This window comes from Paenibacillus sp. CR_12 (assembly GCF_041953985.1).
GTDB classification, from domain to species: Bacteria; Bacillota; Bacilli; order Paenibacillales; family Paenibacillaceae; genus Paenibacillus_AQ; species Paenibacillus_AQ lautus_A.
The window spans coordinates 232,503-248,891 of the sequence record NZ_JAVFHO010000002.1 but is presented as its reverse complement, the minus strand read 5'-3'; the positions used below and the strand labels follow the sequence as shown (position 1 = coordinate 248,891).

Annotated in this window: 10 protein-coding genes; 9 read left to right on the top strand and 1 reads right to left on the bottom strand. The window is 54.2% G+C overall.

Going from position 1 to position 16,389, the window contains the following annotated elements:
- Positions 1–213 precede the first annotated feature (213 nt).
- The 5 genes from RB297_RS04845 to RB297_RS04825 all read left to right on the top strand — a co-directional run bounded on the left by RB297_RS04845 (position 214) and on the right by RB297_RS04825 (position 9,182).
- Entirely contained in the window at positions 214–2,529 is a 2,316-nt protein-coding gene (locus tag RB297_RS04845) for a helix-turn-helix domain-containing protein (protein WP_375119903.1), read from the top strand.
- A gap of 275 nt (positions 2,530–2,804) precedes the next feature.
- Positions 2,805–3,779, top strand: coding sequence for an ABC transporter permease (locus RB297_RS04840; protein WP_176502406.1), 975 nt, complete (start codon positions 2,805–2,807; stop codon positions 3,777–3,779).
- A 24-nt stretch (positions 3,780–3,803) separates the two neighbouring features.
- A complete protein-coding gene (locus RB297_RS04835; RefSeq protein ID WP_015735508.1) occupies positions 3,804–4,724 on the top strand; it encodes a carbohydrate ABC transporter permease in 921 nt (306 codons plus the stop codon).
- A gap of 53 nt (positions 4,725–4,777) precedes the next feature.
- The gene (locus RB297_RS04830; protein WP_375119902.1) at positions 4,778–6,436 is read left to right on the top strand and encodes an ABC transporter substrate-binding protein; all 1,659 of its coding nucleotides are present in this window, start codon (positions 4,778–4,780) and stop codon (positions 6,434–6,436) included.
- 478 nt (positions 6,437–6,914) lie between these two features.
- On the top strand, positions 6,915–9,182 hold the full coding sequence (locus RB297_RS04825; protein ID WP_375119901.1) for a glycoside hydrolase family 95 protein: 2,268 nt from the start codon (positions 6,915–6,917) through the stop codon (positions 9,180–9,182).
- A 35-nt stretch (positions 9,183–9,217) separates the two neighbouring features.
- Here RB297_RS04825 and RB297_RS04820 read toward each other — a convergent pair whose 3' ends face one another.
- Positions 9,218–10,141: an AraC family transcriptional regulator gene (locus tag RB297_RS04820; protein WP_375119900.1), complete on the bottom strand. Its 924-nt coding sequence runs from the start codon at positions 10,139–10,141 to the stop codon at positions 9,218–9,220.
- 172 nt (positions 10,142–10,313) lie between these two features.
- Here RB297_RS04820 and RB297_RS04815 point away from each other — a divergent pair, with 172 nt between their 5' ends.
- The 4 genes from RB297_RS04815 to RB297_RS04800 are packed head-to-tail and all read left to right on the top strand — an operon-like array spanning position 10,314 to position 16,297.
- Complete coding sequence (locus tag RB297_RS04815) at positions 10,314–11,189, top strand: fumarylacetoacetate hydrolase family protein (RefSeq protein WP_375119899.1); 876 nt, start codon at positions 10,314–10,316, stop codon at positions 11,187–11,189.
- A 25-nt stretch (positions 11,190–11,214) separates the two neighbouring features.
- Complete coding sequence (gene gucD / locus RB297_RS04810; RefSeq protein WP_375119898.1) at positions 11,215–12,681, top strand: alpha-ketoglutaric semialdehyde dehydrogenase GucD; 1,467 nt, start codon at positions 11,215–11,217, stop codon at positions 12,679–12,681.
- Between the two features lie 16 nt (positions 12,682–12,697).
- On the top strand, positions 12,698–14,674 hold the full coding sequence (locus RB297_RS04805) for a YjhG/YagF family D-xylonate dehydratase (RefSeq protein ID WP_375119897.1): 1,977 nt from the start codon (positions 12,698–12,700) through the stop codon (positions 14,672–14,674).
- Positions 14,675–14,722: 48 nt separating this feature from the next.
- On the top strand, positions 14,723–16,297 hold the full coding sequence (locus RB297_RS04800) for a glycoside hydrolase family 43 protein (RefSeq protein WP_375119896.1): 1,575 nt from the start codon (positions 14,723–14,725) through the stop codon (positions 16,295–16,297).
- Positions 16,298–16,389 lie beyond the last annotated feature (92 nt).

Below are 16,389 nucleotides of genomic sequence, written 5' to 3'. Positions count from 1 at the left end.
ACTCAGCTCGCAGTGGTTCCTGCTTAATGTTTATATTAACTCCGATTGATCATATTGCCTCGTAAAGGAATTTGCGTCCTTTCGCTCTAACCTATTGCCATATCGTTTGCAATTGTACTCCGAGGAAGGAATTGTACCTTTTTCTTGCGAACAGTCAAGTGTATCATCGAATTGCTTCATAAATGAAAACGCTTTCTATAGAGGAGGGTACATATGCAGCGTTTATGGTCCAAGTTCTCCCCGGTGTTCCGCAGATTTCTGATTTCCTACCTGATTGTGCTGTTAATCCCCCAAATCGCAGGTTATGCATCGTACAGGGCTTCGATTGAAGTAGCAAAATCAAGCTCGATCGAAAACAGTCTGAGTTCATTGAATCTGGGAAAAGAGATCATCGAGCGGCATCTGGTGGAGGTGGAAGCTTTCACGAAGCAGCTTGCGATCAATCAGGATTTATATCGTCTGATCGCCGATCCCAAGCCGCTCGACAGCAACAACGTTTACGGCTTGGGGAGGATGCAGCGCAGTCTGTCCATGTACAGCAGCACGAACGATTACCTGTCCAATTTCTTCATCTACATACGCAATTATAACGCCATTATTACGCCGAGCACCGTCTATTACCGGCCTGAGCATTATTACGAGGCGAATCGGCTTGAAGGAATGACGTTCGAGGAATGGGAAGAGGCCGTAATAAAGAAACCTCATCTAAATGAGTTGATTCCCCTTAAGAAATATAGGCGGGAAATCCGCGATACGGTGTTTGTCGAAAAGCCGGCAGTCACGTTTCTGCAGTCGATACCGCTTAACAGCTTCAACAATCCACAGGCGATGATCGGCGTTATGATCGATGAAGATCATATGGGCAGCCTGCTGCAAAACATCGTGGACCAATACGGCGGCTGGGCGGTGGTTGCGGACCGGGAAGGCAGCTTGATCCTGTCCCGCGGCATCGGCGAAGAGGAAGCCAAGCGCTTCACCGAAGCTCCGGGAGACGAAAACGGCGAAATCAGCCCCACGGGCGACGGCAGACTGTTGATTTCCATCCGGTCCGACCTGAACGGGTGGACCTATATGGCCGGAATACCCGAGCAGGTGCTGTTGACGAAGGCCGACAAAATCCAGCGGGTCACGACGACGTTTACGCTGGCTGCGCTGGTCATCGGTTTGCTGATCGGACTTGTGCTCGCGTACCGGCACAGTGTTAAGCTCCATTCGCTCCTGTCCGTGTTTCGCGAGCAAAACCCCATTTCTCGGGAGAAGATCGGTAACGAGTATGATTTCCTGGCCGGCAATATCGCGGCGCTGATCGCAAACAATAAATTGCTGGAGTCTTCACTGAACGATCAGCTCCCGCTGCTTAGGGATGCGTTTATCAAGCGGCTGCTGACAGGCGACTTCTATACGCTGCGCGAGATCGAGGCGGTCTCCGGTCAAACCGGAGTCCGCCTCCGCGGCGAGCATGGACGTGCAGGCATTCTAAAAGTTGCCGGATATGGCAGCGCTGACAGTGAGGAAATCATCCAGGAACTCAGCGTCGCACGGTTGATCGTCCGGCAGGCCTTGAGTCGGCTGGAACCCGATGTGCTGGTTACGGACTGGGGTTCGGACCAGATCGCTTTCGTGCATGCGCTTGCCGGAGAGCCGCTGGACGATTTACATCGTCGCCTGGAAGCCGGTCTGCTCGAACTGGTCGATACCGTATATCGGCAGCATCGATTGTCGATCACGATCGGGCTGGGTTCGGTGTTCGACGCGTGGAACGGCGTAGCTGACTCTTTCAACGAAGCGCAGCAAGCGTTGGAATATGCCGTCCATACTGGGGCAGTCGGCATCACCCGGTTCGAGGATGCGATGAAAGCAACGGAGCTGTACTATTATCCGATTGAATCCGAACAGCGTATGCTCAATACGCTTAAGGCGGGTGAACTGGAGGAAACAAGCCGCCTTCTTGACCAGCTGCTCAGCCGGAACTTTGAAGAAAGGGAGCTGTCGTACGATATGTCGCAGCAGTTTGTGACGGAGCTCAAGGGAACCTTTTTGAAGCTGGCCGAACAAAAAATATTCCACGACGAGCCGTTGACCGACCATATCAAGGAACAGATCGCTGCCGTTTCGACGACGGACGGGGTCGATCAGCTCAGGGACAGATTCGGGAAGCTCATTCATGATATCTGCATGGACGTCCGGAAGAAAAAATGCGACATGCATGCCGAGACTGTGGGTGAGATCAGCCGCTATATCCACGAGCGTTACTCCGACGCAGAGTTGACGCTTTATCGTATCGCGGAGCATATTGGCAAGCCCGAAAAGTATATCTCCCAAATGTTCAAGGAACATACGGGAACGAATCCTTCGGACTACGTTGAGCTGGTGAGGATCGGCAAGGCGGCCGAGCTGCTGCAGGAGAACCTATTGACGATTGACGAGATCGCCGCGCAGGTGGGGTATAACAGCGCCCATTCATTTCGGAGGGCCTTCAAGCGGGTTCGCGGCGTGTCGCCGAGCACATTCCGGCAAATGGCCGATTAAGGAGACGGCGATCTCGCCAATCTTTTGCGTAAAAGGGAAGTCAGCCGTCTGCTTAATCGAAGGGGATCGAACGTCTTGGCGGACGTTTTTTAATCGAATCCGCCTAATGAAAAACCTAGTAAAATCAAGGCTTGGAAAGCATCCGTTTCCGAAATTGTACGGCAAGGGAGAAAGTGTGCCTTTACGAAGCCGAGCGTGCAATTTTATGATTACGCACAAGAAAGCGCTGCCAAATAAGTTCTGGCTTCATTGGCAGCTACTCATCGGAAGGAGGGATGGAACTGAGTACTCTATTTTCCAAGTCCAAAACGGTCAGAGCCCCGAGCGGCAAGCGCTCGGAAATCGGAAGAGCCGCCTATCGAAGCTTCAGAAGACATTGGCAGCTGTATCTGCTGGTCATTCCGCCGGTCTTGTACTTCATCATCTTCAAGTACTTGCCTATGGCAAACGCCGTGCTAGCATTCAAGAATTATAACGTAATGAAAGGGATTTGGGGGAGTCCATGGGTCGGCACACAGTATTTCGAGATGTTTTTTCGCAACCCTGCGTTCGTGACACTGATCAAAAATACGCTGTACATTTCGTTCTATCAATTGATCGTCGGGTTTCCGATCCCGATTCTGCTGGCGTTGGCCTTGAACGAGGTGAAGAGCGCAAGGTTCAAAAAAACCGTGCAGATGGTCACCTATGCGCCATATTTCATCTCCACGGTAGTCATGGTGTCCATCATCATGCTGTTCCTGTCCCCGCGTCTTGGGATCGTGAATACCATTGCTGGCGCGCTTGGCTTTGAAGCGGTCAATTATCTTGGAGAGCCTGGCATGTTCCGTACGATCTACGTGCTGTCCGACGTATGGCAAACCATGGGCTATTCCGCGGTGATTTATCTTGCTGCTCTGGCGGGAGTGGACCCGTCATTATATGAAGCGGCCAAGGTGGATGGCGCCAATCGGTTCCAGAAAATCCTGAACGTCGATCTTCCCGGCATTCTGCCGGCCGCGGTCATCATTCTGATTCTCAGTGTAGGCAACATCATGGCACTCGGCTTCGAGAAAATGTACTTATTGCAGAATCCGCTGAACTTGTCCTCGTCCGAGATCATTTCCACGTATGTGTACAAAATCGGATTGCTGAACGCAAACTACAGCTTCGCCACGGCGGTAGGATTGTTCAATTCCTTGATCAATCTGGTGCTGCTCCTAGTCGTCAACGCCATTGCCAAGCGGGCATCCAATACCAGCCTCTGGTAAATTTCACAAAAAGGAGTGAGTGACATGAACGCATTGCGGGCCCATTCCGGAAGCCGACGGAGCGTGAGGATCAAGGAGTCGCTGGGGGACCGTATTTTTCTGAGCGTCACATACATCTTGCTGATCTTGGTTTTAATTGCCGTCCTGTATCCGCTTATTTACATCGTAAGCTCGTCCCTGAGCAGTCCAAGCGCCGTATCTGCAGGCAAGGTGTGGCTGTGGCCGGTCGACGTATCGCTGGCAGGGTACGAGGCGGTGTTCCGAAACGGCCAGGTGCTGACAGGCTATGCCAATTCGCTGTTTTATACCGTTGCCGGTACGTTCATCAGCGTATCCCTGACCATCATGGTCGCTTACCCGCTGTCGAAAAAGTCATTCTTCGGCCGCACGCCGCTTATGGTTTTCATTACTTTCACCATGCTGTTCTCCGGCGGGTTGATCCCGACCTATCTGGTCGTCAAATCGATGGGCATGATCGATACCCGCTGGGCGCTGCTCATTCCGAATGCCGTTTGGGTATGGCAGGTCATTATCGCCAGAACCTTCTTCCAGACCTCGATCCCGGATGAGCTTTCCGAGGCGGCAGACATCGACGGGTGCAGCGACATCCGCTACATTTTCAGCGTCGTTCTTCCGCTTGCCAAACCGATTATCGCCGTGCTCTCGCTTATGTACGCGGTGGGGCAGTGGAACGCCTATTTCGATGCCTTGATCTACTTGAAATCGCAATCGCTCTATCCGCTTCAGCTCATTCTCCGCAGCATTCTCATCCTGGGAAGCGGAACGGGCAATATGGACGCCGGGGAGATGGTGAAGCAGCAGCAAATGGCCGAGCTCATGAAATACTCGCTTATTGTGGTGGCAAGCCTCCCGGTGCTGGTGATCTATCCGTTCGTGCAGCGCTATTTCGTGCAAGGCATGCTGATTGGCTCCGTGAAGGGCTGATCGTGGGCAGAGCCCGTTATGTTGCATTACCAATTCATGAGGGGGAGATTGATTTGAGGAAAACAGCAACTCGTCTGCTTGTTCTCATACTGATGCTTAGTTTCGTGCTTGCCGGATGCTCCGGCGGAAATGACAACCCGGGAAGCGCAGGGAAGGAAGGCGGCATGCCGGACTCCGGCGAGAAGGTAACGATCAACGTTTTTGCCCATCAAGGATCGGATATGGATCTGAAAACCAACAAGTTTACGAAAAAAATGGAAGAGCAATTCGGCATCCAATTCAATTGGACAACCGTTCCGTTTGACGGCGCGGCCGAAAAACGGCAAATCTCGCTCGCGTCCGGCGACTATCCGGATTTGTATATGCTTATTCCATGGGTAGACCGTTTCTCGCAGACGGACTTATTGAAGTTCGGACAGCAGGGGGTGATCATCCCGCTGAACGAACTGATCGATGAGCATGCTCCGCACATTAAGGAAGTGCTGGAGAACAACGAATATTATAAAGCGATGAACACCGCGCCGGATGGCAACATTTACGGATTGACCGGCTTAAACGAATGCTTCCACTGCTCCTACCCGAATAAAATGTGGATCAATACGAAGTGGCTTGATCAGCTGGGGCTTGCGCAGCCGACGACGCCGGAAGAATTCAAAGCGGTTCTCGAGGCCTTCAAGACACAGGATCCGAACGGCAACGGCAAGGCGGACGAAGTGCCGCTCAGCGGATCCGTCGAAAATTTCGGCGTTCACGTAATCCCGTACCTTATGAACGGCTTTATATACAACGACGACAGAACGTATCTCATCATGATGGAGGGCCAGGTAGACACCGCCGCGAACAAACCGGAATGGCGGGAAGCGCTGGCCTACATCAAATCGCTTTATGATGGGGGGCTCATTGACCCGGGAGCCTTTACGCAAAATGCAGGCGCGTACAAAAAAATCGGGGATAACGCGGACGCACAGCTGTTGGGCGCCGGAGCCGGCATGCATCCCGCCTTGTTCCTGACGACGGGAGAAGACGCGCCGTACAGCAAGGACTATAACCCGCTTCCGCCTTTGCGAGGACCGCATGCCGATTATGCAACATTCAACTATCCGATTGATCCGGGCGCATCCTTCGTCCTGACGAATAAAGCGAGCAAAGAGGCCCAAATCGCCGCCATTCAAATGCTGGACTATTTCTACACGCAAGAAGGCGCGATGCTTTCCTACCTCGGTGAAGAAGGCAAAAGCTGGCGCAAGCCGCAGGATGGAGAAATCGCGCTGAACGATAAAGTGGAGCCGCTCTATAAAGCGATCCCGCTTGAACCCGGGGAGCAGCCCCGCAATGACAATTGGGGAGCATTAACCCAATATAACCATCACCGGGCATACCGCGATGCCGAGGTTCAGGGCACGGATATTTACGCCGATGACGGTTACGAACGCCGCCTGTACGAGGCAACGCTATTGATGGAAGGCAAGGAGCCGCAAGATATCTTCCCGCACTGGGCGCTATGGGTAGACCCGCTGGTTGCCGACGAAGCCAGCATGATGCAGACGAACATCAAGGACTATATTGACCAGAACGCCCTGCTGTTCATCACCGGTGCCAAGAGCCTGGATAAGGATTGGGATGATTATGTAAAAGGGCTGGAGGGTCTGAACATGCCGCGTTATATTGAAATCATGCAGGCTGCTTACGATTCATCGACAATATCGAAATAAACCGTGGCCCGATAAGCCCGGCTTCTTGGAGGCAGGAGTCTTCGCTCAGGGAGCGGACTGTCGAAGCGAATGGCCAAATGTGTACGGCACTTCAGACGAGTCGAAATCAATGCTGTTCGAGGCAAGGCTTGCGTGCCCGCGGCGCTTTTGAGGTCAGCATTGCGATGGAAGGACGGAAAGCTCGCGCTGCGGGCTTTTTCGTTATAAGTGATCATTTATATGGGGCCGTGATATCAAAATAAGGTACAAATATGCGGGATTAGGCAATTTTTATTCTTATATCGGATCGTTACAATAAATTGGAATGAAGGTGGCTTGGATGCGCATTGAAGCCCATCAGCATTATTGGAAAATCGACTCTAACGATTAAATGGATGGATTACGCCCGATTTTCCGGTGCTTTGCCTTGGCGATTTGCCTTTCGTCATGTGATGGAGCTGAACTAGTTCAAATAGCGATAGCGGATTGGAGGAGAAGCATGACAAGTTTGAATGGCATGGAACTGAAGCATCGCTTGTGGTATAGGAAACCGGCGGCCGAATGGAATGAGGCGCTGCCGATCGGAAACGGCCGGCTGGGCGCGATGATCTTCGGCGGCACGGCCGAGGAGAAGCTGCAGCTTAACGAGGATTCGGTATGGTACGGGGGCCCGCGCGACCGCAACAACGAAGATGCGCTGCCCCATTTGCCCGAGATCCGCAAGCTGATTATGGAAGGCAGGCTGCAGGAAGCGGAGGAGCTGGCGGCGATGACGATGGCGGGGCTGCCCGAAGCGCAGCGGCACTATGTGCCGCTCGGCGATCTGCTGCTGTCGTTCGGTCAGCATGGCCAGGTTGCCGAGGATTACATGCGGGAGCTTGATTTGGAGCGCGGTGTATCCCGGGTCAGCTATCGGATCGGCGGGATCAGGTATACGCGAGAGTTGTTTGCAAGTTATCCGGATCAGGCGATCGTCATCCGCATCACCGCCGACAAGCAGGAGGCGGTCACGTTTAAAGCCCGGTTCAACCGCCGGAACTGGAGGTACGTGGAGAAGACGGACAAATGGGAGGCGAGCGGGCTGGTCATGCGCGGGGATTGCGGCGGCGAAGGAGGCAGCTCCTTCAGCGCCGTCTTGAAGGCGGTCCCGGAAGGCGGCGTCTGCCGCACGCTTGGCGAGTATTTGCTGGTGGACGGCGCAAGCTCGGTCACATTGCTGCTTGCCGCCGGAACGACGTTCCGGCATCCCCACCCGGAGCTTGACGGCAAACGGCGGCTGGAGGAGTTGAGTCGAGTTCCGTATGCCGAGCTGTTAGCCCGGCATGTCGCCGATTACCGCGAGCTGTACGGACGGGTCGAACTGAAGCTGCCCGAGAATCCGGACAAAGCCGCGCTCCCGACCGACGAACGGTTGAAGCGGTTCCAACACGGCGAGGAAGATCACGGCCTGATCACGACCTATTTTCAATACGGGCGCTACCTGCTCATTGCCTCCAGCCGGCCGGGCTCTTTGCCCGCGAATCTTCAAGGCATCTGGAACGACAGCTTTACCCCGCCGTGGGACAGCAAATTCACGATCAATATCAATGCGCAGATGAATTATTGGCATGCGGAAAACTGTAATTTGGCCGAATGCCACGAGCCGTTGTTCGATATGATCGAAAGGATGCGTGAGCCCGGGCGGGTCACGGCCGGCGTCATGTACGGCTGCCGGGGCTTCACCGCGCATCACAATACGGATATTTGGGCGGACACGGCCCCGCAGGATACGTACCTTCCTGCTTCCTTCTGGCCGATGGGCGCCGCCTGGCTGTGCCTGCATCTGTGGGAGCATTACCGATTCGGTCAGGATCGATATTTTCTGGCGCGGGCATACGAGACGATGAAGGAGGCGGCGTTGTTCCTGCTCGATTATTTAATCGAGGACAACGAAGGTGGTCTGGTGACATGTCCGTCCGTCTCCCCCGAGAACAGCTACATGCTGCCCAATGGCGAAACAGGTGTTCTCTGCGCCGGGGCCACGATGGATTTTCAGATTATCGAAGCGCTGTTTGAGGCTTGCATCCGCAGCGGAGAAATCATCGAGAAGGATGAGGCGTTCCGCGAGGATCTCGCTGCCGCCTTGAAGCGGCTGCCCAAACCGCAGATCGGCAAACATGGGCAAATTCAGGAGTGGATGGAGGATTACGAGGAAGTGGAACCGGGACATCGCCACATCTCCCATCTGTTTGCGCTTTATCCGGGCGAAGGCATTAACGTGGATTCCACACCGGAGCTCGCCGCAGCCGCTCGAACGACTTTGGAACGAAGGTTGGCTAACGGCGGCGGACACACCGGCTGGAGCCGGGCGTGGATCATCAACTTCTGGGCACGACTGTTGGATGCCGACAAAGCTTACGAAAACGTAAGAGCGATGCTTCACCACTCTACGCTGCCTAACCTTTTCGACAACCATCCGCCGTTTCAAATCGATGGTAATTTCGGCGGCACGGCGGGCATTGCCGAGATGCTGCTGCAAAGCCACGCTGATTTGATCCGTTTGCTGCCCGCTTTGCCTAACAGCTGGAGCGATGGGGAAGTCAGAGGGCTGCGGGCACGTGGCGGCTTCACCTTGAATTTCACCTGGACGAAGGGACAGGTTACTGAAGTGGTCGTGTCCTGCGCACTTTCCGGTCCATGCCGTTTACAAGCACCTGGACTTGACCCTGTTTCCTTTACGGGGGAAGCCGGCCGCTCCTACACGTTCACCAAGAAAAGGGAGGAGTGAACATCAATTAACTTTATTGCTCGTGATATGCATTCTTAATGAAGCTGCGGATCCGGCTCATAATCTAATGACTGCTGCTGGACTCGGTTTCTGTATTCACTGGGCGCCATCCCCGTCCACCGCTTGAACTGGCGGCTGAAATGCGCATTGGTCTTATATCCTAGCATCATCGCGATATGGTCCATGCTTAAATCCGTTTGCTTTAACAGCCGCTGAGCTTCGCCCAAAAGGGTTTCTGACAAGAACTTGCGAGGTGCTTTGCCGTACACTGCACGAAAGATCCGATTCACCTGCGACGGACTAAGGTTCAGCTCCTTGGCGATGTCTTGGATCCAGGTTCGCTCGGTCTCCTGAATTTCACCGTGAAGATGGATATATTTTACGGAGTCTTCAATTTGCTCGGCGATCTGTCGGGCGATAGCTTCTTTTTTCGATAAGGTGACGGATGGGGTCTGAGACAGCTGTCCGACCAGGGAGCCGAGCAGTTCAAAGACGGCGGCATGCACTTTCATCTGTTTGAAGGCCGGCGGTGGGCTGGATAAGTGCTCTGTGGCCAGACAGTAGAGTGTAGAGAGAGAAGAAGACAGTCCCTGGGCTAAAACCGAATCAGCCGGATAATAAATGTCCTTGCAGCGGTTGAGTTCTCTGCAAAAGGATGTATCGTGAACGCTGAAATGGACGGAAAAGTAAGTGAAACCTTGCGGACCGGCTCCAGTGCAGGAATGCGTCATACCGGGGCGGATGAACAACAAGTCTCCAACGGACTGTTTGTACAGCTGTCCATTTACCACCATATTCATCTCTCCGTCCATCATCCAATGAATTTCGTACATGGAATGCTCGTGGGACGGATAAGTCCAGCGGGAACCCACTTTTCTTGCATGCAGCCCCAATAATTGAAAAGACATGCGAACATCGGGCAGACGGCCTAAATATACGGCTTCGGAAAACTTGTTCACAGCAAACCTCCTCGGTATGTCCTGTTTTCCAGTAACGGTTAGACTCATCTTAACAGAAAAATCTTGCGTGAAAAGGGTAAATCGTCGTAGAGATTAGCGCATCGTCATAGACGATCGGTGGTGCTATCGTAGTAATATCAACCCGATGGGGAAGAAATGGGGGCAAGCCCGAATGAGAATTATTCGATTTCTTGACAGGCAACAGAAGCGGCTGGCAGCCGTTACGGATGATGAAAGAGCCTATCGTCTGCCGCAGCCGGATTTTATGACTTTGATCCATCAAGCCAGGGAGCGCGGGATCTCTCCTGTTCAACTGGTTGAAAGCGCTTTTAGTCCTGCGAATGAGTTGGCTGGTGACTGGACTTCTCTGCACCTTGTCACGCCAGTGGAAGCACCGGAGGTATGGGCGGCAGGCGTTACGTATCAACGAAGCCGCGAAGCACGAAATTATGAAGCTACGGATGGAAAATTGGATGCGGAGACATTTTACGACAAAGTTTATGAGGCAGAAAGGCCGGAAATCTTTTTCAAATCCACGGCCGCCCGCACCATCGGACCGAACGAGGCCGTCACGCTGCGCAGTGATTCCACATGGCAGATCCCTGAGCCTGAGCTGGGATTGGTGCTTGGCGCAGATGGCAGCATTGTGGGATATATCGTCGGCAATGACATGAGCTGCCGCGATATTGAAGGGGAGAACCCGCTGTATTTGCCGCAAGCCAAAATATGGCGCAATTCCTGCTCCATCGGACCGGCCATCCGGCTTGCGGAAACGGTGCAGAATCCATATGCATTCAGCATCGTCTGCGAGATTTACCGCGAGGGGCGCATGGTCGTTAAGAGCGAGGCCAGTACGAGTGAATTAAACCGAAAGCTGGATGAACTGGTCTCCTTCCTGGCAAAAGACAATGATTTGTTTGACGGTACGGTGCTTTTGACAGGCACGAGCATTGTGCCGCCTAATGAGTTCACGCTTGAGCCCGGGGACCGGATTGAAATTTCGATCAGCAGCATCGGTACGCTGGTGAACCCTGTTTTATCAAACTAGTTTTGAATAAGGAGGACGTACTTCCATGACGGCATTTCAAGGAGAACAAGTATACAGGAACTATATCAACGGAGAATGGATGAAGGCTGCGTCCGGAGAAACCGAACCCAGCATCAATCCGGCAAACCGGAATGAGGTAGTCGGGTATGTACCGGTTTCCGGTATAGAGGATCTGAACCGTGCTGTCGCAGCGGCCAAAGCAGCAGGCCGAGCCTGGCGGCGATTAACCGGCGCGGAACGCGGCAATGTTCTGTACAAGGCCGCGAATGTGCTGGAACGCCGGGCCGACGAGGTCGCCGAGGCGATGACGAGGGAAATGGGAAAAACGCTCGCAGAAGCTAAGGGAGAGACGATGCGCGGCGTCGCGATCCTAAGGTATTACGCCGGCGAAGGGATGCGAAAAATCGGCGATGTCATTCCTTCCACGGACAGCGAAGCGCTGATGTTTACGACTCGAGTACCGCTTGGCGTCGTGGGCGTCATTGCCCCATGGAATTTTCCCGTAGCGATTCCGATTTGGAAGACGGCCCCGGCATTGATATACGGCAATACGGTTGTGTTAAAGCCCGCACAGGAAACGGCGGTCACGGCAGCCAAAATCATCGAATGCTTTGAGGAAGCGGGAATTCCGGCAGGTGTTCTCAATCTTGTATGCGGCAGAGGATCGGTGATCGGATCTGCGCTTTCCGAGCATCCGGATGTCAACGGGATTACGTTCACAGGTTCCAACGAAGTCGGAAAACGGGTCGGCGCCGCCGCTTTGGGGCGGGGGGCCAAGTATCAGCTTGAAATGGGCGGCAAAAATCCGATCATTATCGCGGCAGATGCGGACCTGGACTTGGCAGTCGAGGCGACCATCAGCGGCGGCTTGAAATCCACCGGCCAAAAATGCACCGCCACCAGCCGGGTCATCGTTGAGCGGAAAGTATATGAAGCCTTTAAAGAAAAGCTCCTGTTGCAAATCCGGGAGATCCGATTAGGCGACGGCATGTCTTCCGAAAGCTGGATGGGACCGTGCGCGAACGAAGGACAGCTCGAAACGGTGCTGAACTATATTCAAAAAGGGCTGGATGAAGGTGCTGTACTGCTGACCGGCGGAAAAAGAGCGGACGCTCCAGGGCTTGAAGAGGGATTCTATGTCCAGCCGACTGTATTTGAGGGTGTAGCATCGCATATGTCCATAGCCCGGGAAGAAATCTTCGGCCCTGTGCTTGCGTTGATCGCGGTGGATTCCCTGGAGGAGGCCATAGAGACGGCCAATGACAGCGACTTTGGGCTGAGTGCTTCCATCTATACGCAAAATGTCGGCGCAATGCTGTCTTTCATCCGGGATATGGATGCCGGATTGGTCAGGATCAACGCGGAAACGGCCGGCGTAGAGCTGCAGGCACCGTTCGGCGGGATGAAGATGTCAAGCTCGCATTCCAGGGAACAGGGTCAAGCGGCGATCGAGTTTTTCACTTCCATTAAAACGGTCTTCGTGAAGTCATAAGTTGCGGGAGGGTGCCATGCACGAACAGATTATGTCGATTATGGGGGAGAAAGACTCAAGCGGTTTCGATATTATAGCGCATGCTCCCGGGGCGGCGGGACGTCTGCCTTTAACGGATGATTTGCTGCGGAACGCTCCGAGCGGCGACTTGTTCGGCATGTCCCAGAATGTCGGAATGGGCTGGAAGCCTGGGGAATTGAACGGAAAACAGTTTCTGATCCTGAGCACCCAGGGCGGAATTCGCAATGAGGACGGCAGTCCTGCAGCCCTCGGCTATCATACGGGTCATTGGGAGGTCGGCCTGCTGATGAAGGTTGCGGCGGAAGAGATATCAAGCCGCGGAGGGATCCCGTTTGCCGGATATGTCAGCGACCCTTGTGACGGCAGATCACAGGGAACGACAGGCATGTTTGACTCGCTGCCGTACCGAAACGATGCCGCTCTCGTGTTCCGCAGATTGATTCGCTCCCTGCCGACGCGCAAAGGCGTGATCGGCGTCGCCACTTGTGACAAAGGTCTGCCGGCGATGATGCTTGCGCTTGCAGGCATGCCGCAGCTGCCAGGTGTTATCGTTCCCGGGGGCGTCACCCTTCCGCCTGTCGATGGAGAGGACGCCGGCAAAATTCAGACGATCGGCGCACGGTACGTCAGCGGCGAGCTCTCCCTGGAAGCGGCGGCGGAGCTGGGCTGCCGGGCATGTGCTACACCGGGGGGAGGCTGCCAGTTCCTGGGCACGGCGGCAACGGCCCAGGTCGTCGCCGAGGCGATGGGCATGACGGTGCCGCATGCCGCACTTGCACCTTCCGGGCAGCCGATCTGGATCGAAATGGCGCGCCAATCCTCACGCGCACTGATGGCGATGGAGTCCGATGGGCTGAGAATGGCGGACGTTGTCACCGATGCGGCGATTCGCAATGCGATGGCTGTTCATGCCGCATTCGGCGGCTCTACCAACCTGCTGCTGCACATTCCCGCCATTGCCCATGCAGCCGGTTTAACCGTGCCTGAGGTGCAGGACTGGATCCAGGTCAACAAACATGTGCCGAGACTGGTCAGCGCCCTGCCGAACGGCCCGATCTTCCACCCGACCATTCGGGTGTTTCAGGCTGGAGGCGTGCCCGAAGTGATGCTTCACCTCAGGCAGCTTGGCGTACTGGATGAGTCCGTGCTTACCGTAACAGGTACGACGCTGAGCGAGGTTCTCGACTGGTGGGAATCGTCGGAACGCCGTCATCTGCTGCGGAAGCAGCTGAAGGAGAAGGACGGGATAGATCCGGACAGTGTCATTATGAGCCTTGAGTACTCGCAGCGACTTGGCATTACCTCTACCGTGACATTTCCAACAGGGAATATCGCTCCGGAGGGCTCTGTGATCAAATCCACATCGATCGACCCTACGGTACTGGATAACCATGGCGTGTATCGTCACAAAGGAAGAGCAAAAGTGTTTACAACCGAACGCGAAGCGATCCGTGCAATTAAGAACGGCGGTGTTCTGGCAGGCGACGTCGTCGTACTTCTCGGGCGGGGGCCGTCAGGGACCGGGATGGAGGAGACTTACCAACTTACGTCTGCGCTGAAGCATTTGTCTTTCGGCAAATACGTATCGCTCATTACCGATGCCCGGTTTTCCGGTGTTTCCACCGGGGCGTGCATTGGCCACGTTGGCCCCGAAGCACTGGCAGGCGGGCCGATCGGCAAGCTTCGGAACGGTGACTTGATCGATATCGTCGTGGATCGCAACACGCTGGAAGGCAGCATGAACTTTGTCGGCGAAGGGGAAATCGAGGTTTCGCCGGAGGAGGGAGCTCTCATCCTTGCACAGAGGCCCTTCCATCCGGATATGCGGCCGGATGAAGCTCTGCCGGATGACACCAGGCTGTGGGCTGCGCTGCAGTCCGTCAGCGGAGGGACATGGAGAGGGAATGTGTACGACGTGGAACGGATCATAACCGCTCTGGAAGCCGGCAAAAAAGCACTGGGCTGGCACTGAAATCAACCATTTTGTACAATCATCATTTTCATACCGGAGGGAACTTAAATGAATATGATCACAAACCCCGTTCTTCGCGGTTTTCATCCCGATCCGTCCATATGCCGGGCGGGGGAAGATTATTATATCGCCACGTCCACCTTCGAATGGTTCCCGGGCGTACGGATTCACCATTCCCGGGACCTGGTTCATTGGAAGACGATACAATCTCCGCTGACCCGGACATCGCAGCTGCATATGGAAGGCAACATCGATTCCGGAGGAGTATGGGCTCCCTGCCTTAGCTATGACAACGGCGTATTTTACCTGATTTACACGGATGTCAAAAGCCGGATCGGCGCTTTTAAAGATACCCATAATTATCTTGTGACGGCAACGGATATCGAAGGCCCGTGGTCCGAGCCGGTGTATTTGAACAGCAGCGGATTCGATCCATCCTTATTCCATGATGAGGACGGACGCAAGTGGCTGGTCAATATGATTTGGGATCACCGTAAGGGAAAGAATCGGTTCTCGGGCATCGTGCTCCAGGAATTTTCCGTTCAGGAACAAAAACTGATCGGGCCAGTCGTCAACATATTCAAAGGCACGGAATTAGGGCTGACGGAAGCGCCGCATCTGTACAAATATAAGGATTTTTATTATTTAATAACGGCTGAAGGGGGAACCGGTTACGAGCATGCGGTGACGGTAGCACGCTCCCGCACGTTACAGGGCCCTTATGAGGTCGATCCTGCCAATCCGATCCTTACTTCATACGGCAGGCCGGATTTAATGCTCCAGAAGGCCGGTCACGGCAGTCTCGTCGAGACGCACACCGGCGAATGGTACTTGGCCCACCTGGTCGGCCGGCCCGTCAATGGACAATTTTGCACGCTTGGCCGTGAGACGGCGCTGCAGCAGTGCACTTGGAGCGAGGACGGCTGGCTGCGGCTTGTGAGCGGTCACCGATATCCCGAGGTTCAGGTGCCTGCACCGAAAATCAAGCCGCACCCTTTTGAACCGGCACCGGAGATGGACCACTTTGATCAACCCATGCTTCGGAGCGATTGGGATACGCTTCGTATTCCGCCGGATCCGACGTGGCTGAGCCTTACGGAACGTCCCGGTTACTTGCGCCTGTGCGGCATGGAGTCGATGAGCTCGACGCACAGGCAGAGCATGGTCGCCCGAAGACTGCAGGCTTTTGCGTGCGAAGCCGAGACTTGTCTGGAGTTTGCACCGGACCATCCGCAGCAAATGGCAGGGCTGATTCTGTATTACGATACGAAAGACTATCTTTATTTACGGGTAACTTATCATGAAGAAAAAGGACAGTGCCTGGGAATCATTCAGTCCAGATACGGGGTTTACGATGAGCTGCTGGAGGATATTCCGCTGAAATCGGTGAACGGAATCCGGTTAAAGGTTGTGGTTGATCATGACCGTGCCTGCTTCTACTATGCGTTACAGGATGATCCGTCCTGGCATCCGGCAGGCGGATGGTTCGATATCACGCATCTGTCGGATGAATCTCCTGAATATATCCGGTTTACGGGAACCTACATCGGTCTTTGCGTGCAGGATCTTGGCGGGACCCGCAAACACGCTGATTTTGATTATTTTGTATATAAAGAAATGTGAATGGCAAAAGCGGTATCAGACCATTAAGTGCACCCCTTAGAATAGACATTGGAATCTCCTGGCTATTCCGATGATTTCTAGGGGTGCATTTA